The sequence below is a fragment of the Flavobacterium cutihirudinis genome (assembly GCF_003385895.1).
In the GTDB taxonomy this organism is placed as follows: domain Bacteria; phylum Bacteroidota; class Bacteroidia; order Flavobacteriales; family Flavobacteriaceae; genus Flavobacterium; species Flavobacterium cutihirudinis.
Genome location: NZ_QRDQ01000011.1, coordinates 1 through 20,625 on the forward strand (window position 1 = coordinate 1; position 20,625 = coordinate 20,625).

The following is a 20,625-nucleotide window of genomic DNA, read 5'->3' on the forward strand; positions in this document are numbered from 1 at the left end:
CCGAGTGTTGCAGCCTCAGGACTTATCAGCGGAATGGCCCTTGGCACCCCATATACGGTAACGGCAGGAAATACGGATTGTACTTCTGCATCTTCGGCATCGTTCAGCAATGCGGCGAAGTTGGCAACCCCTGCGGTTCCGACAATCGCTTCAACAGCGCCTACATGTTCGGCTGACGGTTTCTCAACAATATCGAACTATGTTTCAGGATTGACCTATACATTTGATCCGACAGGACCAAGCGTGGATACTTCAGGACTTATCAGCGGAATGGCCCTTGGCACCCCATATACGGTGACGGCAGGAAATACGGATTGTACTTCGGTTGCTTCAGCTTCATTCAGCAATGCAGCGAAGTTGGCAACTCCTGCGGTTCCGACAATCGCTGCAGTAAATCAATTAACATGTAGTGTCAATACGGGAAGTTTCACAATATCAAATTTTAATAATTCATATACTTACAATATTACGCCTGCGGGTGCTACTATTGATGCATTAACTGGAATTGTGACTGCGCCAGTCGGAACTTATAATGTAACAGCAACTTTAAATAATTGTACATCTGGCATTTTGACTGTTGTTATTGATTCTAAGATCTGTGCTAATGCAGATGATTTCGGAACCAAAATTTCGGGAGCAACGCCATTAAGCTTAGGAGATGTAACTTCAAATGACAAACTGAACGGACTGGCAGTTACAACCTCAAACACGAATGTAACGCCAAAAACAACAGGTCCATTGAGTGTTGATGGAGATGGAATTTTGACTTTGGCGGCTAATACTGCTTCTGGAACATATTCTATTATCTATCAAATTTGCGAAGAAGGTTCAGCTTCAGTAAACTGTGATACAGCTACCGCAACGGTTAAAGTTGCCAATGTTTTGGTTGCCAAAAATGATGATTTCGGCACACAGCCAACAGGCTCAACAGCGGTAGTAATCGGGGATGTAACTTCGAACGACGAGCTGAACGGATCGCCGGTAACGACAACCAATACTAATGTGACCCCAAAAACAACAGGACCATTGAGTGTTGATGCAGATGGAAAAATCACCCTTGCGGGCAATACGCCTGGCGGAACCTACAGCATCACATATGAAATCTGTGAAGACGCAGCAAATCCAGCGAACTGCCAAACAGCTAAAGCAACAGTAAAAGTTGCCAATGTTTTGGTTGCCAAAAATGATGATTTCGGCACACAGCCAACAGGATCAACAGCGGTTGTTATCGGAGATGTAACTTCGAACGACGAGCTGAACGGATCGCCGGTAACGACAGCCAACACCAATGTGACTCCAAAAACAACAGGACCATTGAGTGTTGATGCAGATGGAAAAATCACCCTTGCGGGGAATACACCTGGAGGAACTTACAGTATTACGTATGATATCTGTGAAGATGCAGCTAACCCAGCAAACTGCAAAACAGCTACCGCAACGGTTAAAGTTGCCAATGTTTTGGTTGCCAAAGCAGATGACTTCGGCACACAGCCAACAGGATCAACAGCGGTTGTAATCGGGGATGTAACTTCGAACGACGAGCTGAACGGATCGCCAGTAACGACAGCCAACACCAATGTGACCCCAAAAACAACAGGACCATTGAGTGTTGATGCAGACGGAAAAATCACCCTTGCAGGGAATACACCAAGTGGAACCTACAGCATCACATATGAAATCTGTGAGGATGCAGCAAATCCTGCAAACTGCCAAACAGCAACATCAACGGTTAAGGTTGCCAATGTTTTGGTTGCCAAAGCAGATGATTTCGGCACACAGCCAACAGGATCAACAGCGGTAGTAATCGGGGATGTAACTTCGAACGACGAACTGAACGGATTGCCGGTAACGACAACCAATACCAATGTGACCCCAAAAACAACAGGACCACTAAGTGTTGATGCAGATGGAAAAATCACCCTTGCGGGTAATACGCCTGGAGGAACGTACAGCATCACATATGAAATCTGTGAGGATGCAGCTAACCCAGCAAACTGCCAAACAGCAACATCAACGGTTAAGGTTGCCAATGTTTTGGTTGCCAACGCAGATGATTTCGGCACACAGCCAACAGGCTCAACAGCGGTTGTTATCGGAGATGTAACTTCGAACGACGAGCTGAACGGATCGCCGGTAACGACAACCAATACTAATGTGACCCCAAAAACAACAGGACCATTGAGTGTTGATGCAGATGGAAAAATCACCCTTGCGGGCAATACGCCTGGCGGAACCTACAGCATCACATACGAAATCTGTGAGGATGCAGCTAGTCCTGCAAACTGCCAAACAGCAACGGCTACAGTTAAAGTTGCCAATGTTTTGGTTGCCAACGCAGATGATTTCGGCACACAGCCAACAGGATCAACAGCGGTAGTAATCGGGGATGTTACTTCGAACGACGAGCTGAACGGATCGCCGGTAACGACAACAAACACCAATGTGACCCCAAAAACAACAGGACCAATAAGTGTTGATGCAGACGGAAAAATCACCCTTGCAGGGAATACACCTGGCGGAACCTACAGCATCACATATGAAATCTGTGAAGACGCAGCTAGTCCAGCGAACTGCCAAACAGCTACAGCAACGGTAAAAGTTGCCAATGTTTTAGTGGCTAAAGCAGATGATTTCGGCACACAGCCAACAGGCTCAACAGCGGTTGTAATCGGAGATGTTACTTCGAACGACGAGCTGAACGGATCGCCGGTAACGCCAGCAAACACCAATGTGACTCCAAAAACAACAGGACCACTAAGTGTTGACGCAGACGGAAAAATCACCCTTGCGGGCAATACGCCTGGCGGAACCTACAGCATCACATATGAAATCTGTGAGGATGCAGCTAGTCCTGCAAACTGCCAAACAGCAACATCAACGGTTAAGGTTGCCAATGTTTTGGTTGCCAACGCAGATGATTTCGGCACACAGCCAACAGGATCAACAGCAGTAGTAATCGGGGATGTTACTTCGAACGACGAGCTGAACGGATCTCAGGTAACGACAGCCAACACCAATGTGACTCCAAAAACAACAGGACCACTAAGTGTTGATGCAGATGGAAAAATCACCCTTGCGGGCAATACACCTGGCGGAACTTACAGCATCACATACGAAATCTGTGAGGATGCAGCTAGTCCTGCAAACTGCCAAACAGCAACGGCTACAGTTAAAGTTGCCAATGTTTTGGTTGCCAATGATGATACAACTTATAGTGTTCAGGTACCGGATTCTTCGGTTGCAATTACTGTAGGAAACGTTACAGCAAATGATACATTAAATAATGTTGCAGTTACAGGAACCAATACGGATGTAACACCAATTACAACGGGACCTTTGAGTATTGATGCAAATGGAGTTCTAACACTAGCACCAAACACAGTTTCTGGTATTTATAAAATCACATACCAGTTATGCGAAGCGGGAGTTACTCCAACAAACTGTGATACAGCAGAAGCAATTGTTGAAGTTAAGCGACCAATAGTTGCTTTAGTAGATACAATACTTCCGGTAAATGGTAATACTGGAGGAACAACGATATCATTGACAACAAATGATACATTAAATGGAAATCCAGTAAAAATTGGAACTAATCCTGGAGAAGTTTCTATAAATATTATAGGCACTTTACCAACAGGAATAACTCTGAATGCTGATGGAACAATAACAGTAAGCCCTGGAACACCAAAAGGAGATTATAATGTAGAATATACGATTTGCGAAATAGGAAGTAATCCATTGAATTGCGACTCGGTTATTACAGTAATAAAAGTGACTGAAGGTGACCTTGTGGCTAATGAAGATATTGTTACTTCTGCTGTTGGAATAAATATTCCACAGAATGTAATTAATGTTTTCACAAATGACACTAAAAATGGACTTCCGCTGAATCCATCAGATGTAAAACTCGATGTTTTGAAAGAAGATCCTACAGGACATTTAACATTGAATCCTGATGGAAGTGTAACTCTTGCACCTAATACACCGGCAGGAGATTACGAATTAACATACACTATTTGTGAGATATTAAATCAATCAAACTGTAAATCGAATATTGTAAAAGTTACTGTAACAGCGCCAAAAATGACTGTGACAGCAAATAGTTACTGCTCGAACAATGTTCCGTATGTATCTTACAACGTAACAGCTGATAACTTTACACCGAACAACTTGTTAACTGTAAGATGGATCGATAGTGCAAACAATGTTGTAGCAACTCAAACGGATTTACCATTAAGCGGAGATCTTTTATGGCCAGGGGCTATCGTAGATAGTAATGGAGTTGGAGTTGATTGGCCAGGTTGGTTACTTGTAAATAATCAGTGGATTGAAGGTGCTGATGGATTTGAAAATACAAGAACTGGTGTTACGGTAGAATTCTCATTAAACCCAACGGTAAATTATGCAGTAAGCTATCCACCAGCAACTCCGCAGTGTAACGCAAGACCAACATTTGTTATTGAAGCAAATGATGATAGCGCAGGACCAATCGATGCGAAAAAGAATACGAGTACTTCATTGAATATCTTTAATAATGATAAATACAATGGAACAGCTATAATTCCTGCAAACATTGTTTTAAGTACAATTGTTTCTAATCCTAATTTGATCTTAAATGCGGATGGATCTGTTGACGTGAAAACGGGAACTCCATCGGGAGAATATAAGTTAACGTATCAAATTTGTGATGGTCCTGGTTCTTCAAACTGCAGTCAGGCAGTTGTAACAATTACTGTGGTAAATTCAGTTGATCCTGAACCACCAGTACCTACACCACTAATAGCCAAGGACGATGAAGAGATTTCTGTTGATGGTATTAATGGAATGATTGAGTTTATCAATGTTTTAGATAATGATTCGCTAGGTGGACTTCCTATTAACCCGGATGATATTATAATTAAAAATATCCCGCAAAGTCCATATTTCGAATTTAATTCAAACGGAACAGTGAATGTAAAACCAAATACACCTGGCGCAAGTTATACTTTGGTTTATCAGATTTGTCAAAAATCAAATCCGGACAATTGTACAACTGCGATATTAAAAGTATTTGTTGAAGTTCCGGCTATTGCAATTGTCAAAACAGCTGTCTTCAATGATGAAAACAAGAATAGAGCTGCAAATGCAGGTGAAACAATTACATACAGTTTTACAGTTACAAATACCGGAAATGTACCTTTAAAAGGAGTAACAATTAGTGATCCTTTACCAGGAGTTGTAGTTTCTGGAGCACCTATCGATTTAGAAGTAAATGAATCGAACAGTAGTAATTTTGTTGCTCATTATACGATTAAGCAAAGCGATATAAATCTTGGTCTGGTAACAAATCAGGCAAGTGTAAAAGGTAGCAGTGCTAGAGGAGTAGACGTAGAAGATATGTCCGATGATTCAGGGGTAGATGGTGATAAACCAACTGTAATAGAATTAAAAGGTTGCGAGATTAAAGTGTTTAATGCTTTCTCTCCAAACGGAGATGCAAAAAATGCAAGATTCTATATTCAGGGAATTGAATGTTACCCAAATAATACGGTCGAAATTTATAATCGTTGGGGTGTTCTTGTTTTTGATACTGAAGGTTACAACAACGAAGACAGAGTTTTTGTTGGAAGATCTGAAGGACGTGTTACTGTAAAACAAACAGACGGACTTCCAGTGGGAACTTATTTCTATATCCTAAAATATAAAGACAGCGATTCAAATCAGCATGAATCTTCAGGTTACTTATATCTTAATAAATAAAATGACAACGGTTTAGCTTCGGCTAGACCGTTTTTAAAGCTTAATAAATGAAAAAATTAACTTTAGTTTTGATGTTTTTTTCAATTGTATGTTCAGCGCAGCAGGATGCTCAATATACACAATACATGTATAATACAATTGCGATAAACCCTGCATATGCTGGTTCTCGTGGAGTATTAAGTGTGTTTGGTTTGTATCGTACACAGTGGATAGGTCTTGACGGTGCGCCAAAAACGAGTACTTTTTCGGTAAATACACCTTTAAACGATAGTAATCTGGGATTAGGGGTTTCATTGGTAAATGATAAAATCGGACCAACAAATGAGAATACATTGTCTGCAGATTTGTCTTATAGCATACAAACTTCAGCTTCAGCTAAACTTTCTTTTGGTATCAAGGCTACAGGAAATCTTTTTAATGTTGATGTTTCAAAATTAAGTTTTGAAGATCAGGAAGATCCGCAGTTTCAGGATTTAAGTAACAAGTTTACACCCAATATTGGCGCGGGAGTTTATTGGCATTCAGACAAAGCCTATTTAGGTTTCTCTATTCCAAATTTTATCGAAACAAATCGTTATGATGATAATGATACTGCTATTTTTAAAGATAAGATAAACTACTATTTAATGGCGGGTTACGTCTTTAATCTTGATAAATTAGAATATATAAAATTCAAACCGGCCTTATTGACTAAAATGGTTCAGGGAGCACCATTGCAGGTAGATGTATCCGGAAACTTTATGTTTTATGATAAACTTACTCTTGGTCTGGCTTATCGCTGGAGCGCTTCTGTGAGTGCAATGGCAGGTTTTCAGATTTCAGAAGGATTATATGTAGGTTATGGATATGATCACGAAACAACTCAATTAAGAAGATATAATTCAGGATCTCATGAAGTTTTTCTTCGCTTCGAGTTTTTTAACAATTATAACAAAATGATATCCCCAAGATTCTTCTAATTAAATGCCATCATGACAATTAAAAAATTAAGTTTTACTGTTTTATTATTTTTCTTCATTTTTAAAATAACCGCCCAAACAAAACAGATAAATCAAGCCCATAAAAAGTACGAAGATTATGCTTACGCAGATGCTATTATAGCCTACAAAAGCGTAATTAAAAAAGACACCATAAATGAAGAGATCATCCAGCGACTTGGTAATTCCTATTATTTTACGGGTGATTTAAGAAACGCTCTAAAACAATACGATCATCTTTTTGCAATAAATAAAAACCAGGAATCTGAATATTTATACAGATATGCTCAATGTTTAAAATCCTTAGGAAATTATAACAAAGCCGATCAGGTTTTAGATATATTTAATAAAAAGGAAACTTCACAAAACAGAGCTGCTTTAATTAGAAAAGAGAAAAATTATTTATCGGATATAAAATATAATTCCGGACGATTTGAAATCGCAGATGCCGGAGTCAATTCTGCTTTTTCAGATTATGGCGGTACCGTTTACGACAATAAACTTGTTTTTACTTCAGCAAGAGATACGGGAGGGATTTATAAATCACATTTTAAGTGGACCAATAAATCATTTTCTAAATTGTATACTGCAGAATTAATGCCTGACGGAAGTATTGGAAAATTAAGACTTTTTCGTAAAAATGATAATGCAAAATTCAATGAGTCCAGTCCAATTTTTACGAAAGATGGACGTACGATGTACTTTACCAGAAACAATTTTACAGATGGAAAAAGAGGTGAAAATGATAAAAAAGTAACACTTCTTAAATTATACAAGGCAGAATTAATTAATGGAGAATGGGAAAACATAAAAGAATTACCATTTAATAGTAATCAATACAGTACAGCACATCCTGCATTGAGTGTTGATGAGAAAACATTATATTTCGCATCAGATATGCCAGGTTCTTACGGGCAATCGGATTTATATAAAGTCACTATAAATACAGACGGAAGTTTTGGAACTCCGGAAAATTTAGGCTTGGATATTAATACAGAAGGCAAGGAAACATTTCCATTTGTTTCAGGAGATAACGAAATGTACTTTTCATCTGACGGACGCCCGGGATTGGGAGGTCTGGACGTATATGTGGCAAAAATAAATGAAAAAGGAGGGTTTGATGAAATTCAAAACGTCGGATACCCAATCAATAGTAAACATGATGATTTTGCCTTTACAATTGATAGCAGAAACAGAAATGGTTTTTTCTCTTCAGATCGTGAAAATGCACATGGTTTAGATGATATTTATCGATTTACTGAAACCAAAAAATTAATATGTGAGCAGGATCTAAAAGGTACAGTCAATGATTCAGAATCAAATGAAATCATAGCAAACGCTTCTTTAATTTTACTTGATGAAGACTTCAATACAATCCAGGATATAGTTTCAGATGAAAAAGGAAGTTTTTTGTTTCCGAAAGTTATTTGCGGTAAAAAATATTCGATCAGAATTTCAAAAACCGATTACAATAAAAAAGACGTTGCTGTAGTCATAAAAAGAGAGTCTGGAGATACAGCTTTAACAATTTTGTTGCAAAAGATTTTTAAGCCAATGGAAACCAAATCGGTTGCCGTGACTAAAGCAGCAGTAGTAAAACCAGTAAAAGTAGGAGCGATAAAAGTTGGAACAGATTTAGCCAAACTATTAAATATTCCGATGAACTTTTTTGATTTGGGTAAAGCCACAATCAAAAAAACATCAGAGCCGGATTTACAAAAGTTGGTAGATGCCTTAAATCAGTATCCAACATTAAAGCTGGATATTCGATCACATACTGATAGTCGTTCATCAGCGGAAAGCAATCAGATTTTATCTGATAAAAGAGCACAGTCTACAAAAGAATGGCTTGTTAGCAAAGGTATTGCCGAAAGTAGATTGACAGCCAAAGGATACGGAGAAACTAAATTGGTCAATAAATGTGCAGATGGCGTAAAATGTACAGAGAAAGAACATCAGCAAAATAGACGAAGTGAGTTTATAATTGTAAGTATGTAAAAATAAACTCAAAAATAATAGAAACCCTTTTCAAGTAATTTGAAAAGGGTTTTGTTTTTTAGAAAGTTAAAAAATCTGTTTTTTCATAAAAAAGCGTTTCAAAAGTTTTCTTTCCTTAGAGGATAGTTTTAAAAATTTAAAATTTAGTGTATTTTGTTTAAAATGAGGTATTTGTGATTTTAAAAAAGAAGATTTACTGTAAATTGTGTCTATTTTTTTTTAACTTTATAAATCTAAAATTTTTCGGATATGACTGTAAATCAAATACTAAATGCAAAAGGAAAAAATGTTTATTCCGTACTTTCGACTACAACAGTATATGAAGCGTTGAAGGTAATGGGAGAAAAAAATATTGGGGCAATTCTAATTATTGATGGAACCGATTTAAAAGGAATATTATCTGAGAGAGATTATGCTCGAAAAATTGTTTTAAAAGATAAATCGTCAAAAGAAACTTTTGTACATGAAATTATGGAAAGCAATGTTTTTTCTATAAACCTTTCAAATAATATAGAAGATTGCATGGAGCTGATGAGCACGAAAAGAATTCGACATTTGCCTGTTTTAGAAGATGGCATTGTAGTCGGGATTATTTCAATCAGCGACGTGGTAAAAGCAATTATTGAAATACAAAAAGATACTATAAATCATTTGAATTCTTATATTTCACAATAGTAGAAATGTATTAAAGACAGCAACAAAATAGTCCCAATTATTGAGGACTATTTTTTTTTAGGTCTGTCAAACCGTTATTTTAACAAAAGAAAGCAGTAAAAACGTCCCATTTTAAAGTAAGACTTATATCTTTGTAAGCTAGAATAAAAGCTAAAAAAATGAACAAAGAGAGTAAAAAAAGAGAAGCATTGCTATACCACGCAGAGCCAACTCCAGGAAAAATTCAGGTAGTTCCAACAAAAAAATATGCAACCCAAAGAGACTTGTCACTGGCTTATTCGCCGGGCGTTGCTGAGCCTTGTTTAGCAATTGCAGAAAACGTTGAAGACGTTTATAAATATACAGCAAAAGGAAATTTAGTAGCCGTAATTTCAAACGGTACAGCTGTTTTAGGACTTGGAGATATTGGTCCCGAAGCAGGTAAACCTGTAATGGAAGGAAAAGGGTTATTATTTAAAATATTCTCTGACATTGACGTTTTTGATATTGAAGTTGATACAAAAAACGTAGAAGAGTTTATTCAAACGGTTAAAAACATTGCTCCAACTTTTGGAGGTATTAACCTTGAAGATATCAAAGCACCTGAATCTTTCGAAATAGAAAGAAGACTGGTTGAAGAGTTAGATATTCCGGTAATGCACGACGATCAGCACGGAACAGCAATTATTTCTTCGGCAGCTTTAATTAATGCACTTGAATTGGCAGGAAAAAAAGCTGAAGATGTAAAAATGGTCGTTTCGGGAGCAGGATCTGCTGCAATCGCTTGTACTGATTTATATGTTTCATTAGGTGTAAAAGTTGAAAACATTTTAATGTATAACAGTAAAGGACTTTTAACAAAAGACAATCCTTCACTTTCAGAATTACAGTTAAAATATGCTATCAACGGAGCTCAGATTCCTTTAGCAGATGCGGTAAAAGGTGCTGACGTTTTCATCGGACTATCTTCAGGAGATATTTTGACACCTGAAATGTTATTGACAATGAAAGACAGCCCGATTGTTTTTGCAATGGCAAATCCAAATCCGGAGATCGATTACAATTTAGCTGTAGAAACAAGAAAAGATGTTATAATGGCTACAGGACGTTCAGATTTTCCTAATCAGGTAAATAACGTTCTTGGTTTTCCATATATTTTTAGAGGAGCACTTGATGTAAGAGCTACAAAGATTAATGAGGCGATGAAAATGGCAGCTGTTAAGGCTTTAGCTATTTTAGCAAAAGAACCGGTTCCAGAGCAAGTAAACGTTGCTTACGGAGCAATGAAATTAGGATTTGGTCAGGAATATATCATTCCAAAACCATTTGACCCTCGTTTGATTACAGTGGTAGCACCGGCAGTTGCAAAAGCAGCTATGGATTCTGGAGTTGCAAAAAATCCTATTACAGACTGGGCAGCTTACGAAGAAAAGCTTCTTGACCGTATGGGCAACGATAATAAAATGGTACGTTTAATTACAAACCGTGCGAAACTGGATCCAAAACGCGTTGTTTTTGCTGAAGCAGATCATTTGAACGTTTTAAAAGCAGCACAAATCGTTCACGAAGACGGTATTGGAGTGCCAATTTTATTAGGAAATAGAGAGATCATTTTAGAATTGAAAGCAGAATTAGGCTTTGATGCTGAACTTGAAATCATCGATCCTAAAATGAAAGAGGAAGAAGAAAGAAGAAACCGATTTGCAAATTCTTATTGGGAATCAAGAGAGCGTAGAGGTGTTTCATTACTTGATGCTCAGAAATTTATGCGCGAAAGAAATTATTTCGCAGCTATGATGGTGAATGAAGGTGAAGCAGATGCTGTTGTTACAGGACATTCAAGAAGCTATCCAAGTGTGGTAAAACCAATGTTACAGATAGTGGAAAAAGCACCAGGAGCGTCACTTGTTGCAACTGCAAACATGATGCTTACTACACGTGGTCCAATGTTTTTGTCTGATACAGCAATTAATATTAATCCGTCTGCTCAAGATTTAGTTAATATTGCATTGATGACAGCTAAAACAGCTAAAATGTTTGGTATTGAGCCAGTTATTGCAATGGTTTCGTATTCAAACTTTGGATCATCGACACATCAAAATGCATCAAAAGTAAGAGAAGCAGTTGCTTATCTACATAAAAATCATCCTGAATTAATTGTGGATGGAGAAATTCAGGCAGATTTCGCATTAAATTCAGAAATGCTTAAAGAAAAATTCCCTTTCTCTAAATTAGCAGGTAAAAAGGTAAATACACTGGTTTTCCCTAACTTAGAGTCTGCAAACATAACTTATAAGTTATTGAAGGAATTGAATAAAGCTGGTTCAATTGGTCCAATTATGATGGGACTTAACAAACCTGTACATATTTTCCAGTTAGGAGCAAGTGTAGAAGAGATGGTCAACATGGCTGCAATTGCAGTTATTGATGCTCAGGAAAAAGAAATTAAGAAAAATAAATTAGTCCAATAGCCCTTATAGTAAACAGAAATCAAAATTTTCTTATTTTTACTTATATTTGGTACTATAAATTATATTTATGATAGCACATTTGCAAGGGAAATTGGTAGAAAAAAATCCCACAGAAGTTGTAATTGATTGTGGCGGAGTGGGTTATCATGTAAATATTTCTTTGCATACCTTTTCGTTGATTCCTAATGCTGATTTTATAAAATTGTATACGCATCTTCAAATTAAAGAAGATGCGCATACTTTATTTGGTTTTGCTGAAAAATCAGAACGCGAAATATTCAGAATGTTATTGTCTGTTTCTGGTATAGGCGCCAATATTGCAAGAACAATGTTGTCTTCAATTGAGCCAAAGCAAATTATAAACGCTATTGCGTCTGGAGATGTAGGAGTTATTCAGTCAATTAAAGGAATTGGAAGTAAAACAGCGCAACGAGTTATACTTGATTTGAAGGAAAAAGTGTTAAAGTTGTACGATTTGGATGAAGTTTCAGTTGTTCAAAACAATACAAATAGAGATGAAGCGTTATCTGCTTTGGAAGTTTTAGGATTTGTTCGTAAAGCTTCAGAAAAAGTAGTAGAAAAGATCGTAAAAGAAGATCCCGAAGCTACTGCAGAAACAATCATAAAAAAAGCATTAAAAAGCTTGTAAAACCAAACTAAAATAAACCAATTGTATGCGTAAAATTTGTATTTTTTTACTGGTTTTATTTTGCGGTAATGTTTTGCATTCGCAAGTAAATCCGGCAATTCAAGATACAACTAAAACTCAGTTTTCTACAGGAAAAGTGGAGTTGGAAGATCCTCCAAGCATACTATCGGCTTACAAATATGACCCTATTACAGATCGTTATATTTACACCAATTCTGTTGATGGGCTCTCCATTAATTATCCAATTATTTTAACGCCAAAAGAATATGAAGACTTGGTTCTGAAAGAATCAAGAAGAGATTATTTTAGAAAGAAAGCAGATGCCATAGACGGCAGAAAAGCAGGCAGTGAAGCTGCAAAAAAGAATTTACTTCCCCGATATTATATCAATTCCAGTTTTTTCGAAAGTATTTTTGGAAGTAATACAATCGACGTAAAACCAACAGGTTCTGTTGAAATGGACCTTGGTTTAAGGTATACTAAACAAGACAATCCTTCTTTTTCGCCCCGAAACAGATCAAGTCTGACTTTTGATTTTGATCAGCGAATCAGTATGAGTTTAATGGGGAAAGTCGGTACCCGATTAGAGGTGAATGCTAATTATGATACGCAGTCTACATTCGCTTTCCAGAACTTATTCAAATTAGCTTACACACCTTCAGAGGACGATATTATTCAGAAAGTTGAAGTAGGTAATGTTAGTATGCCTTTAAATAGTACTTTGATTCGTGGAGCACAAAGTTTGTTTGGGGTAAAAACGCAATTGCAATTTGGAAAGACTACTGTGACGGGTGTTTTTTCTGAACAAAAATCACAAACGAAGCAAGTTGTAGCCGAAGGAGGTGGTACAGTTCAGAACTTCGATTTGTATGCGTTAGATTACGATAATGACCGACACTTTTTCTTATCCCAATATTTTAGAGACAAATACGATGGTTCCCTTGAAGGTTATCCCGTAATTAAAAGTCGTGTACAAGTAACCAGAGTAGAGGTTTGGGTTACCAATAAGCAGAATAGAGTTAGTACAACCAGTAATAATCTCCGAAATGTAGTAGCACTTCAGGATTTAGGTGAAGGGCAACTTAGCGGTGTTCCCGATAATGAAGTTGTAGTTATTAGTTCGACGACAAATTTTTTTAAAAAAGCTATTGACTCACCGTCAGATAATGAGAACAATGCTTATGATCCGGTTGCAATTGGCAAGGCAGGATCGTTTTTAAATTCGAATATTAGAGAGATTGTAACAGCAAAATCTGGATTTAATAATACAAATGTTAGTGAAGGAACGGATTATTCGATTTTAGAAAATGCCAGAAAATTAACAGCAAACGAATTTACATTTAATCCGCAGTTAGGATATATCTCTTTGCAACAACGTTTAGCAAATGACGAAATTTTGGCTGTTGCATATGAATATACTGAAGGAGGTAAAATTTATCAGGTCGGTGAATTTGGAAGTGATGGACTAGATGCTACAATCGTTACAGGAAATAATAGCTCTAATCAGGCCATTATTTCTCAAAGTTTGATTTTGAAAATGTTGAAAAGCAATTTGACAAATGTCAAAAATCCGGTTTGGAACCTGATGATGAAGAACATTTATCAAATTCCTCAGGCTTATCAAATCAAACAGGACGATTTCAGAATGAATATTCTTTATACAGATCCTTCTCCTATAAATTATATTACACCGGTTTTGGGAAGTACTTTTCCAGCAAATCCTTTGCCGGAAAACAAAGTAGATCAGACTCCATTATTAAACGTGTTTAATCTGGATCGTTTGAACTATAATAATGATCCTCAAACAGGAGGAGATGGTTTCTTCGATTATCTTCCGGGAATTACTGTTGATGTGTCAAACGGACGTATCATCTTTACAACTAAAGAGCCTTTTGGAGAACTTATATTCAGAAAGTTGAAGAATACCAATTCTACTGAGAATTATAATGATCCAACCACTTACAACGCGAATCAGCAGAAGTATGTATTTAGAAATATGTATCGAAATACACAAGCTTTTGCTTTACAGGACAGTGATAAGAATAAATTTTTACTGAGAGGAAAATACAAATCATCAGGAAGCAGTGGTATCCCAATTGGAGCTTTCAATGTACCACAAGGATCTGTTGTTGTAATGGCGGCAGGAAGAAGATTAGTTGAGGGAATTGATTATAGCGTCGATTATCAATTAGGAAGGGTGCAAATTTTAGATCCTTCACTTCAGGCTTCAAATACACCTATTGAAGTTTCTTTAGAAAACAATTCAATTTTTGGACAACAAACCAGAAGATTTATTGGTTTTAATGTAGAGCATAAAATTTCGGATAAGTTTGTCGTTGGTGGTACTTATTTAAAAATGAGTGAAAAGCCTTTTACTCAAAAGTCCAGCTACGGGCAGGAATCTGTAAATAATACCATTTTCGGTTTTAATGGGAATTATGCGACGGAGGTGCCATTCTTCACTAGATTGGTAAACAAATTGCCAAACATAGATACTGATGTACCGTCTAATCTTTCTGTTCGTGGTGAAATTGCATTCCTGAAACCGGACGCACCAAAAGCAAGTGATTTTGAAGGAGAGGCAACTATTTATATAGATGATTTCGAAGGTACTCAAACAACAATTGATATGCGATCAGCATATGCATGGAGTTTATCTTCAACTCCATTTATAACGGCAGATGGAGATCCTACTTTTAATGCAAATTATGATGATTTACGATATGGTTATAAAAGAGCAAAATTGGCTTGGTATACTATTGATCCGATTTTTTACTCCTCAAAACCTTCGGGAATTTCAAATGATGATTTGTCATTAAATACAACAAGAAGGATTTATAGTAGAGAATTATATCCTAATACAGATATTGCGCAAGGACAAATTCAGGTGGTTAATACACTTGATTTAACTTATTTTCCATCAGACAGAGGGCCGTATAATAATAACCCAGGTTTTAATTCGTCAGCACCATCTGGTAATTTCGGTGGAATTATGCGTGCTTTAAATTCAACGAATTTCGAACAGGGAAATGTAGAATATATTCAATTTTGGGTACTTGATCCTTATGTAGGAAATGCTGAAGCGTCTGCGAGTAACGTGGGGAAAATCTATTTCAACTTAGGAGAAATCTCTGAAGATGTTTTAAAGGACGGAAGAAAACAATATGAAAACGGATTAGGGCCTGATCAGGTAATGGTTAACCCGAGGCCAATTTGGGGAGATGTACCGGCGTCACAATCTTTAATATATGCTTTTGATACCAATCCGGATAATCGTAAAAACCAAGATGTTGGTTTAGATGGTTTGCCAGATGCTAAAGAAGGCTCGGTTTATAACAATTATGCAGGTGAAGAAGATCCTGCAGCGGATAATTATAAATATTTTTTAAATGTTGAAGGAGGAGTTTTAGATCGTTATAAAAGATATAATGGCACAGAAAACAACTCGGCAGTAAGTGTTGATGATCCAAACAGGGGTTCTACTACTTTACCTGATGTTGAAGATATCAACCGTGATAATACCATGAGCACAATCAATGCTTATTATGAATATAGTATTGATATTAAGCCAAACATGAAGGTAGGTGAAAATTTTGTTACTGACATACGTGAGCCTGAAGATCTAGGTGATATTGAATTACCAAATGGCGGTACTACAAAAGCAAGATGGATTCAGTTTAAGATTCCGGTTTCACAGCCTAAAAATACAATCGGAAATATTACAGATTTTAGATCTATTCGTTTTATGCGAATGTTTATGACTGGTTTTAATGATCAGATGACGGTTCGTTTTGGAGCTTTAGATTTAGTTCGTGGAGAGTGGAGAAGATATGATGGTAGTTTGGACGCGAGATATCCTGATCCGAAAAAAGACGGTGTAGAGTTTGATGTAGCCGCTGTTAATATTCAGGAAAATAGTACAAAATGTCCTGTAAATTATGTGATGCCTCCGGGAGTTCAAAGAGAACAATTATATAATAATAATACTATAATCAATCAAAATGAGCAGTCATTGGCTGTTCGAATTGGCGGTGTTGGTTTGCAATATCAGAATGCAAGAGCAGTTTTTAAAAATGTAAGCGTGGATATGCGTCAGTACAAAAAACTGAAAATGTTTTTACACGCCGAATCTTTGCCGGATGAAGCTCGTTTAGAAGATGATGAAATGGTTGGTTTTATACGTTTTGGTAATGATTTTACACAAAACTATTATCAAGTCGAAATCCCATTAAAAGTAACAGTAGCTGGCGGACCATGTAATATCAGTGCAGATCAGGTTTGGAAAGATGAGAATAATATTGATTTGGCTCTAGAATTACTGACTCGAATGAAAATTAAGGGAATGCCTTTAGATATTAACTCGCCTAAAAGAGATGTCAACGGAGTGTATTATCCTGATGATGATCCTGATTTGATATCAAGCGGAGGTGACGGTGATAGTAAATTAAGATTGGGTATTAAAGGTAACCCGAATTTTGGTTTGGTTCGAAATTTAATGGTCGGTGTAAAAAGCCGGGCCGATCATAAGGATATCAAAGGTGAAGTTTGGTTCAATGAGCTTCGTATGTCTGATATGGACAACAAAGGCGGGATGGCGGCATTATTGAATGTTGATACCAACATGGCCGATTTTGCAACTGTTTCTGCAACGGGAAGAAAAAGTACAATTGGATTTGGTTCTTTGGAGCAAGGCGCCAATGAAAGAGATCGTGAAGATATTCAGCAATATAATATTGTCACTAATTTGAATTTAGGTAAGCTATTGCCGCCTAAATGGGGAATCAATTTGCCTTTTAATTATGCTATTGGTGAAGAAGTTATTACACCGGAATATGATCCCTTTAATCAGGATATAAAATTAGATCAGTTATTAAGAGAAACAACTGATCCTAATGAGAAGGAGAACATCAGAACGCGTGCAATTGATTATACAAAAAGAAAAAGTATCAACTTTATCGGAGTTAGAAAAGATAGGGCTCCTGAACAAAAACCACATGTTTATGATGTAGAAAACTTCACTCTTTCACAATCATTCAATCAGGTTGATCGCCATGATTATGAAGTGGCAGATTATAAAGACGAACAGTCGAATACAGCAGTGAATTATGCGTATACTTTTCAACCGAAGGAAGTGGTGCCTTTCAAGCAAACTAAATTCATGAAGAAAAGTGAGTATTGGAAAATGTTAAGTGATATTAACTTTAATTACTTGCCTTCTAATATTACATTTAATACTAATATCTTAAGACAGAGCAATCGTCAGCAATATAGGCTTGTTGAGGTTGAAGGACTTGGGCTGGATCCCCTTTATAGACGAAATTTTGCGTTTAATTATCAGTATGGTTTTGGATATAATTTGACTAAATCAGTAAAAATAAATTACACTGCCGCATCAAATAATATAGTTAAAAACTATATGAATGATGATAATACACCTAAGCAGGATTTTAATATTTGGGACGATTACTGGGATATGGGAACTCCAAATCAACATGTTCAGAAGTTGGAATTAAATTGGGATATTCCTATCAATAAAATACCACTTTTAGGTTTTGTAAAGGCGACATATTCATACATAGCAGATTACAGCTGGCTTCGTGCTTCTACTGCTAATTCGCAATATGTTGAGAATGGTATTGAATATAATTTAGGTAACACAATTCAAAATGCCAATTCAAATGTAGTTACGGCAACATTAAATATGAATATGCTTTATAAATATTTAGGGTTGACGCCAGGTGCAAAAAATGCAGGAAAACCTAAAGTGACAGCACCGCCTAAGCCAGGTGAAAAAGTTGTTAATACAGCTCGACCTGTTGTAAATAGTAGTCCATTCTATGACGGAATGATTGGCATCTTAACAAGTGTGAAAGATATTAAGGTTAATTATACTAAAAATAACGGAACGGTTTTACCGGGTTATACACCTGGAGTAGGTTTCTTGGGGACATCTAAACCTACTTTAGGTTTCGTTTTTGGAAGTCAGGACGATGTGCGATATGAAGCAGCAAAGAATGGCTGGTTGACTAATTATCCTGATTTCAATCAAAATTTTACCCAAGTAACAAACGACATCTTAAAAATTACGGCCGCTATCGATTTACTTCCAGATTTGAAGATCGATTTAGCGATGGATCGTGCCTATTCTGAAAATTCATCAGAACAATATAGTGTTGATTTTACGAAAGTAGAACCCTATCAGGCTTTATCACCGTATACATATGGAATGTTTTCTATTTCAACGGTTTTAATAAAAACATCGTTTTCAACCAGCACGGCTACAGAATCGCCTGCTTTTGATGATTTCAGAAATAATCGTTTAATCATAGCAAATCGACTGGCTGAAGATCATTATGGCGCCGGAGCTGTTATTCCTAGATATGATGCATCAACACTTCCTGCAGAAGATCCTTCTGCACCTTTGGATGATTTAGCAAACCCTAATAATACGCAAAGAAATCAAATAAAGTCAAATGATGGTTATCCTATAGGTTACAGCAAAAGTAATCAGGCAGTTTTATTGCCGGCGTTTATGTCTGCATATACAGGAAGCAATGCTTCTAGTAGTTCAACTGATATTTTTAGAAGTTTTCCTATTCCAAACTGGACAGTGAAGTACAACGGGTTAATGCGATACAAATATTTCAAAGACAGATTCAGACGTTTTTCGTTACAGCACAATTATAGAGCTTCGTATACTATAAATCAATTCCGCTCTAATTTTGATTATAATGAAAACCCTGGCGGACAAGACGTGAATACAAATTTCTATAATAAGACAATCATGTCGAATGTCAATTTGGTAGAACAATTCAGCCCTTTGGTTCGTGTGGATTTTGAGTTGAAAAGTTCATTGCGTTTGCTTACGGAAATCAAAAAAGACCGCGCTTTGTCAATGAGTTTTGATAATAATTTATTGACGGAAGTTAAAGGTATCGAATACGTGGTTGGTTTAGGATATCGTTTTAAAGATGTAATATTCTCATCGAGATTGGCAGATAGTCCAACCGGAATTATAAAAAGCGACATAAATATTAAAGCTGATTTTTCATATAGAAATAATGAAACTTTGGTACGTTATTTAGATTATGATAACAATCAATTAGCTGCAGGTCAGAATATATGGACATTGAAGCTTACGGCAGATTATGCATTTAGTAAAAACCTGACTGCAATATTCTATTATGATCATTCGTTTTCTAAGGCGGTAATATCAACATCGTTTCCTCTGACTAATATTAGATCTGGATTCACACTTCGATATAATTTTGGAAATTAAATTTGAATTTGTAAACCAAATTTTATTAGAAGATTATTACATTTGCCATTAAATTATTAAATTATCAATTTCAAACACACAATTATGAGCATACCAGCAAATTTAAAGTACACAAAAGATCATGAATGGGTTAGCATCGAAGGAGACGTTGCAACTGTTGGAATTACACATTTCGCACAAAAAGAATTAGGTGATATTGTGTATGTTGAGGTAGAAACTTTAGATCAGACACTTGATAAAGATGAAGTTTTTGGAACTGTTGAGGCTGTAAAAACAGTATCAGATTTATTTTTGCCATTAACTGGAGAAATTATTGCTTTCAATGACAGTTTGGAAAGTGCACCTGAAACTGTAAACTCTGATCCTTACGGAGCAGGTTGGATGATTAAAATAAAAATTGCTGATGCATCAGAAATCGATTCTTTATTATCTGACGAAGCATACAAAAATCTTATAGGTGCCTAAACAACTGCTATTACTTTGGGCGATTATATGCTCAGGCATTATTTCCTATTTTTGTCTTACAGATTCAGGGAATATTCCTCAGGTAAATTTTCCAAGTATAGATAAGATTGTACACTTTTGTTTTCATTTTGGATTTACAATTTCATGGATTCTGTTTTTCAAAAAAGAACTTAAAGGAAAAACGGCAGATGATTTTAAAGCATATTTAATTTCATTTATATTTTCTGTTTTTTTTGGAATAACAATAGAAATTCTGCAAGGCATATTTACTAAGACACGAGCTTCGGATGTGTCAGATGTTTTAGCAAATGCACTTGGAGCGACCGTTGCAATTTTTGCAGCGATAGCCATGAGGAAACAAATCGATAAAATATAAGAATATAATTACCCACT

Annotated in this window: 9 protein-coding genes; all 9 read left to right on the forward strand. The window is 36.4% G+C overall.

The features are described 5' to 3' along the window. Positions 1 to 5,739: T9SS type B sorting domain-containing protein (locus BD847_RS16520; RefSeq protein ID WP_115889390.1), on the forward strand; the 5,739-nt coding region annotated here is incomplete at its 5' end. Positions 5,740 to 5,786: 47 nt separating this feature from the next. After that, entirely contained in the window at positions 5,787 to 6,698 is a 912-nt protein-coding gene (locus BD847_RS16525; protein WP_115889391.1) for a PorP/SprF family type IX secretion system membrane protein, read from the forward strand. Positions 6,699 to 6,710: 12 nt separating this feature from the next. Further along, the gene (locus BD847_RS16530; protein ID WP_115889392.1) at positions 6,711 to 8,714 is read left to right on the forward strand and encodes an OmpA family protein; all 2,004 of its coding nucleotides are present in this window, start codon (positions 6,711 to 6,713) and stop codon (positions 8,712 to 8,714) included. Between the two features lie 249 nt (positions 8,715 to 8,963). Further along, entirely contained in the window at positions 8,964 to 9,389 is a 426-nt protein-coding gene (locus BD847_RS16535) for a CBS domain-containing protein (protein WP_115889393.1), read from the forward strand. 158 nt (positions 9,390 to 9,547) lie between these two features. After that, complete coding sequence (locus tag BD847_RS16540) at positions 9,548 to 11,839, forward strand: NADP-dependent malic enzyme (protein WP_115889394.1); 2,292 nt, start codon at positions 9,548 to 9,550, stop codon at positions 11,837 to 11,839. Between the two features lie 67 nt (positions 11,840 to 11,906). Further along, positions 11,907 to 12,488 carry a Holliday junction branch migration protein RuvA gene (ruvA, locus tag BD847_RS16545; protein ID WP_115889395.1) on the forward strand — a complete coding sequence of 194 codons (582 nt, stop codon included), beginning with the start codon at positions 11,907 to 11,909 and terminating at the stop codon, positions 12,486 to 12,488. Positions 12,489 to 12,513: 25 nt separating this feature from the next. Then, positions 12,514 to 19,767, forward strand: coding sequence for a T9SS outer membrane translocon Sov/SprA (gene sov, locus BD847_RS16550; RefSeq protein WP_115889396.1), 7,254 nt, complete (start codon positions 12,514 to 12,516; stop codon positions 19,765 to 19,767). An 84-nt stretch (positions 19,768 to 19,851) separates the two neighbouring features. Next, a complete protein-coding gene (gene gcvH / locus BD847_RS16555; RefSeq protein WP_115889397.1) occupies positions 19,852 to 20,232 on the forward strand; it encodes a glycine cleavage system protein GcvH in 381 nt (126 codons plus the stop codon). After that, positions 20,225 to 20,608: a VanZ family protein gene (locus BD847_RS16560; protein ID WP_115889398.1), complete on the forward strand. Its 384-nt coding sequence runs from the start codon at positions 20,225 to 20,227 to the stop codon at positions 20,606 to 20,608. The genes gcvH and BD847_RS16560 overlap by 8 nt, the downstream gene beginning before the upstream one ends. Positions 20,609 to 20,625: the final 17 nt, after the last annotated feature.

Excerpts from the sequence above, each read along its gene's own strand:
- BD847_RS16530 (WP_115889392.1), top strand. The coding sequence starts at position 6,711 with ATGACAATTAAAAAATTAAGTTTTACTGTTTTATTATTTTTCTTCATT.
- BD847_RS16535 (WP_115889393.1), top strand. The coding sequence starts at position 8,964 with ATGACTGTAAATCAAATACTAAATGCAAAAGGAAAAAATGTTTATTCC.
- sov (WP_115889396.1), top strand. The coding sequence starts at position 12,514 with ATGCGTAAAATTTGTATTTTTTTACTGGTTTTATTTTGCGGTAATGTT.
- BD847_RS16540 (WP_115889394.1), top strand. The coding sequence starts at position 9,548 with ATGAACAAAGAGAGTAAAAAAAGAGAAGCATTGCTATACCACGCAGAG.
- ruvA (WP_115889395.1), top strand. The coding sequence starts at position 11,907 with ATGATAGCACATTTGCAAGGGAAATTGGTAGAAAAAAATCCCACAGAA.
- gcvH (WP_115889397.1), top strand. The coding sequence starts at position 19,852 with ATGAGCATACCAGCAAATTTAAAGTACACAAAAGATCATGAATGGGTT.
- BD847_RS16525 (WP_115889391.1), top strand. The coding sequence starts at position 5,787 with ATGAAAAAATTAACTTTAGTTTTGATGTTTTTTTCAATTGTATGTTCA.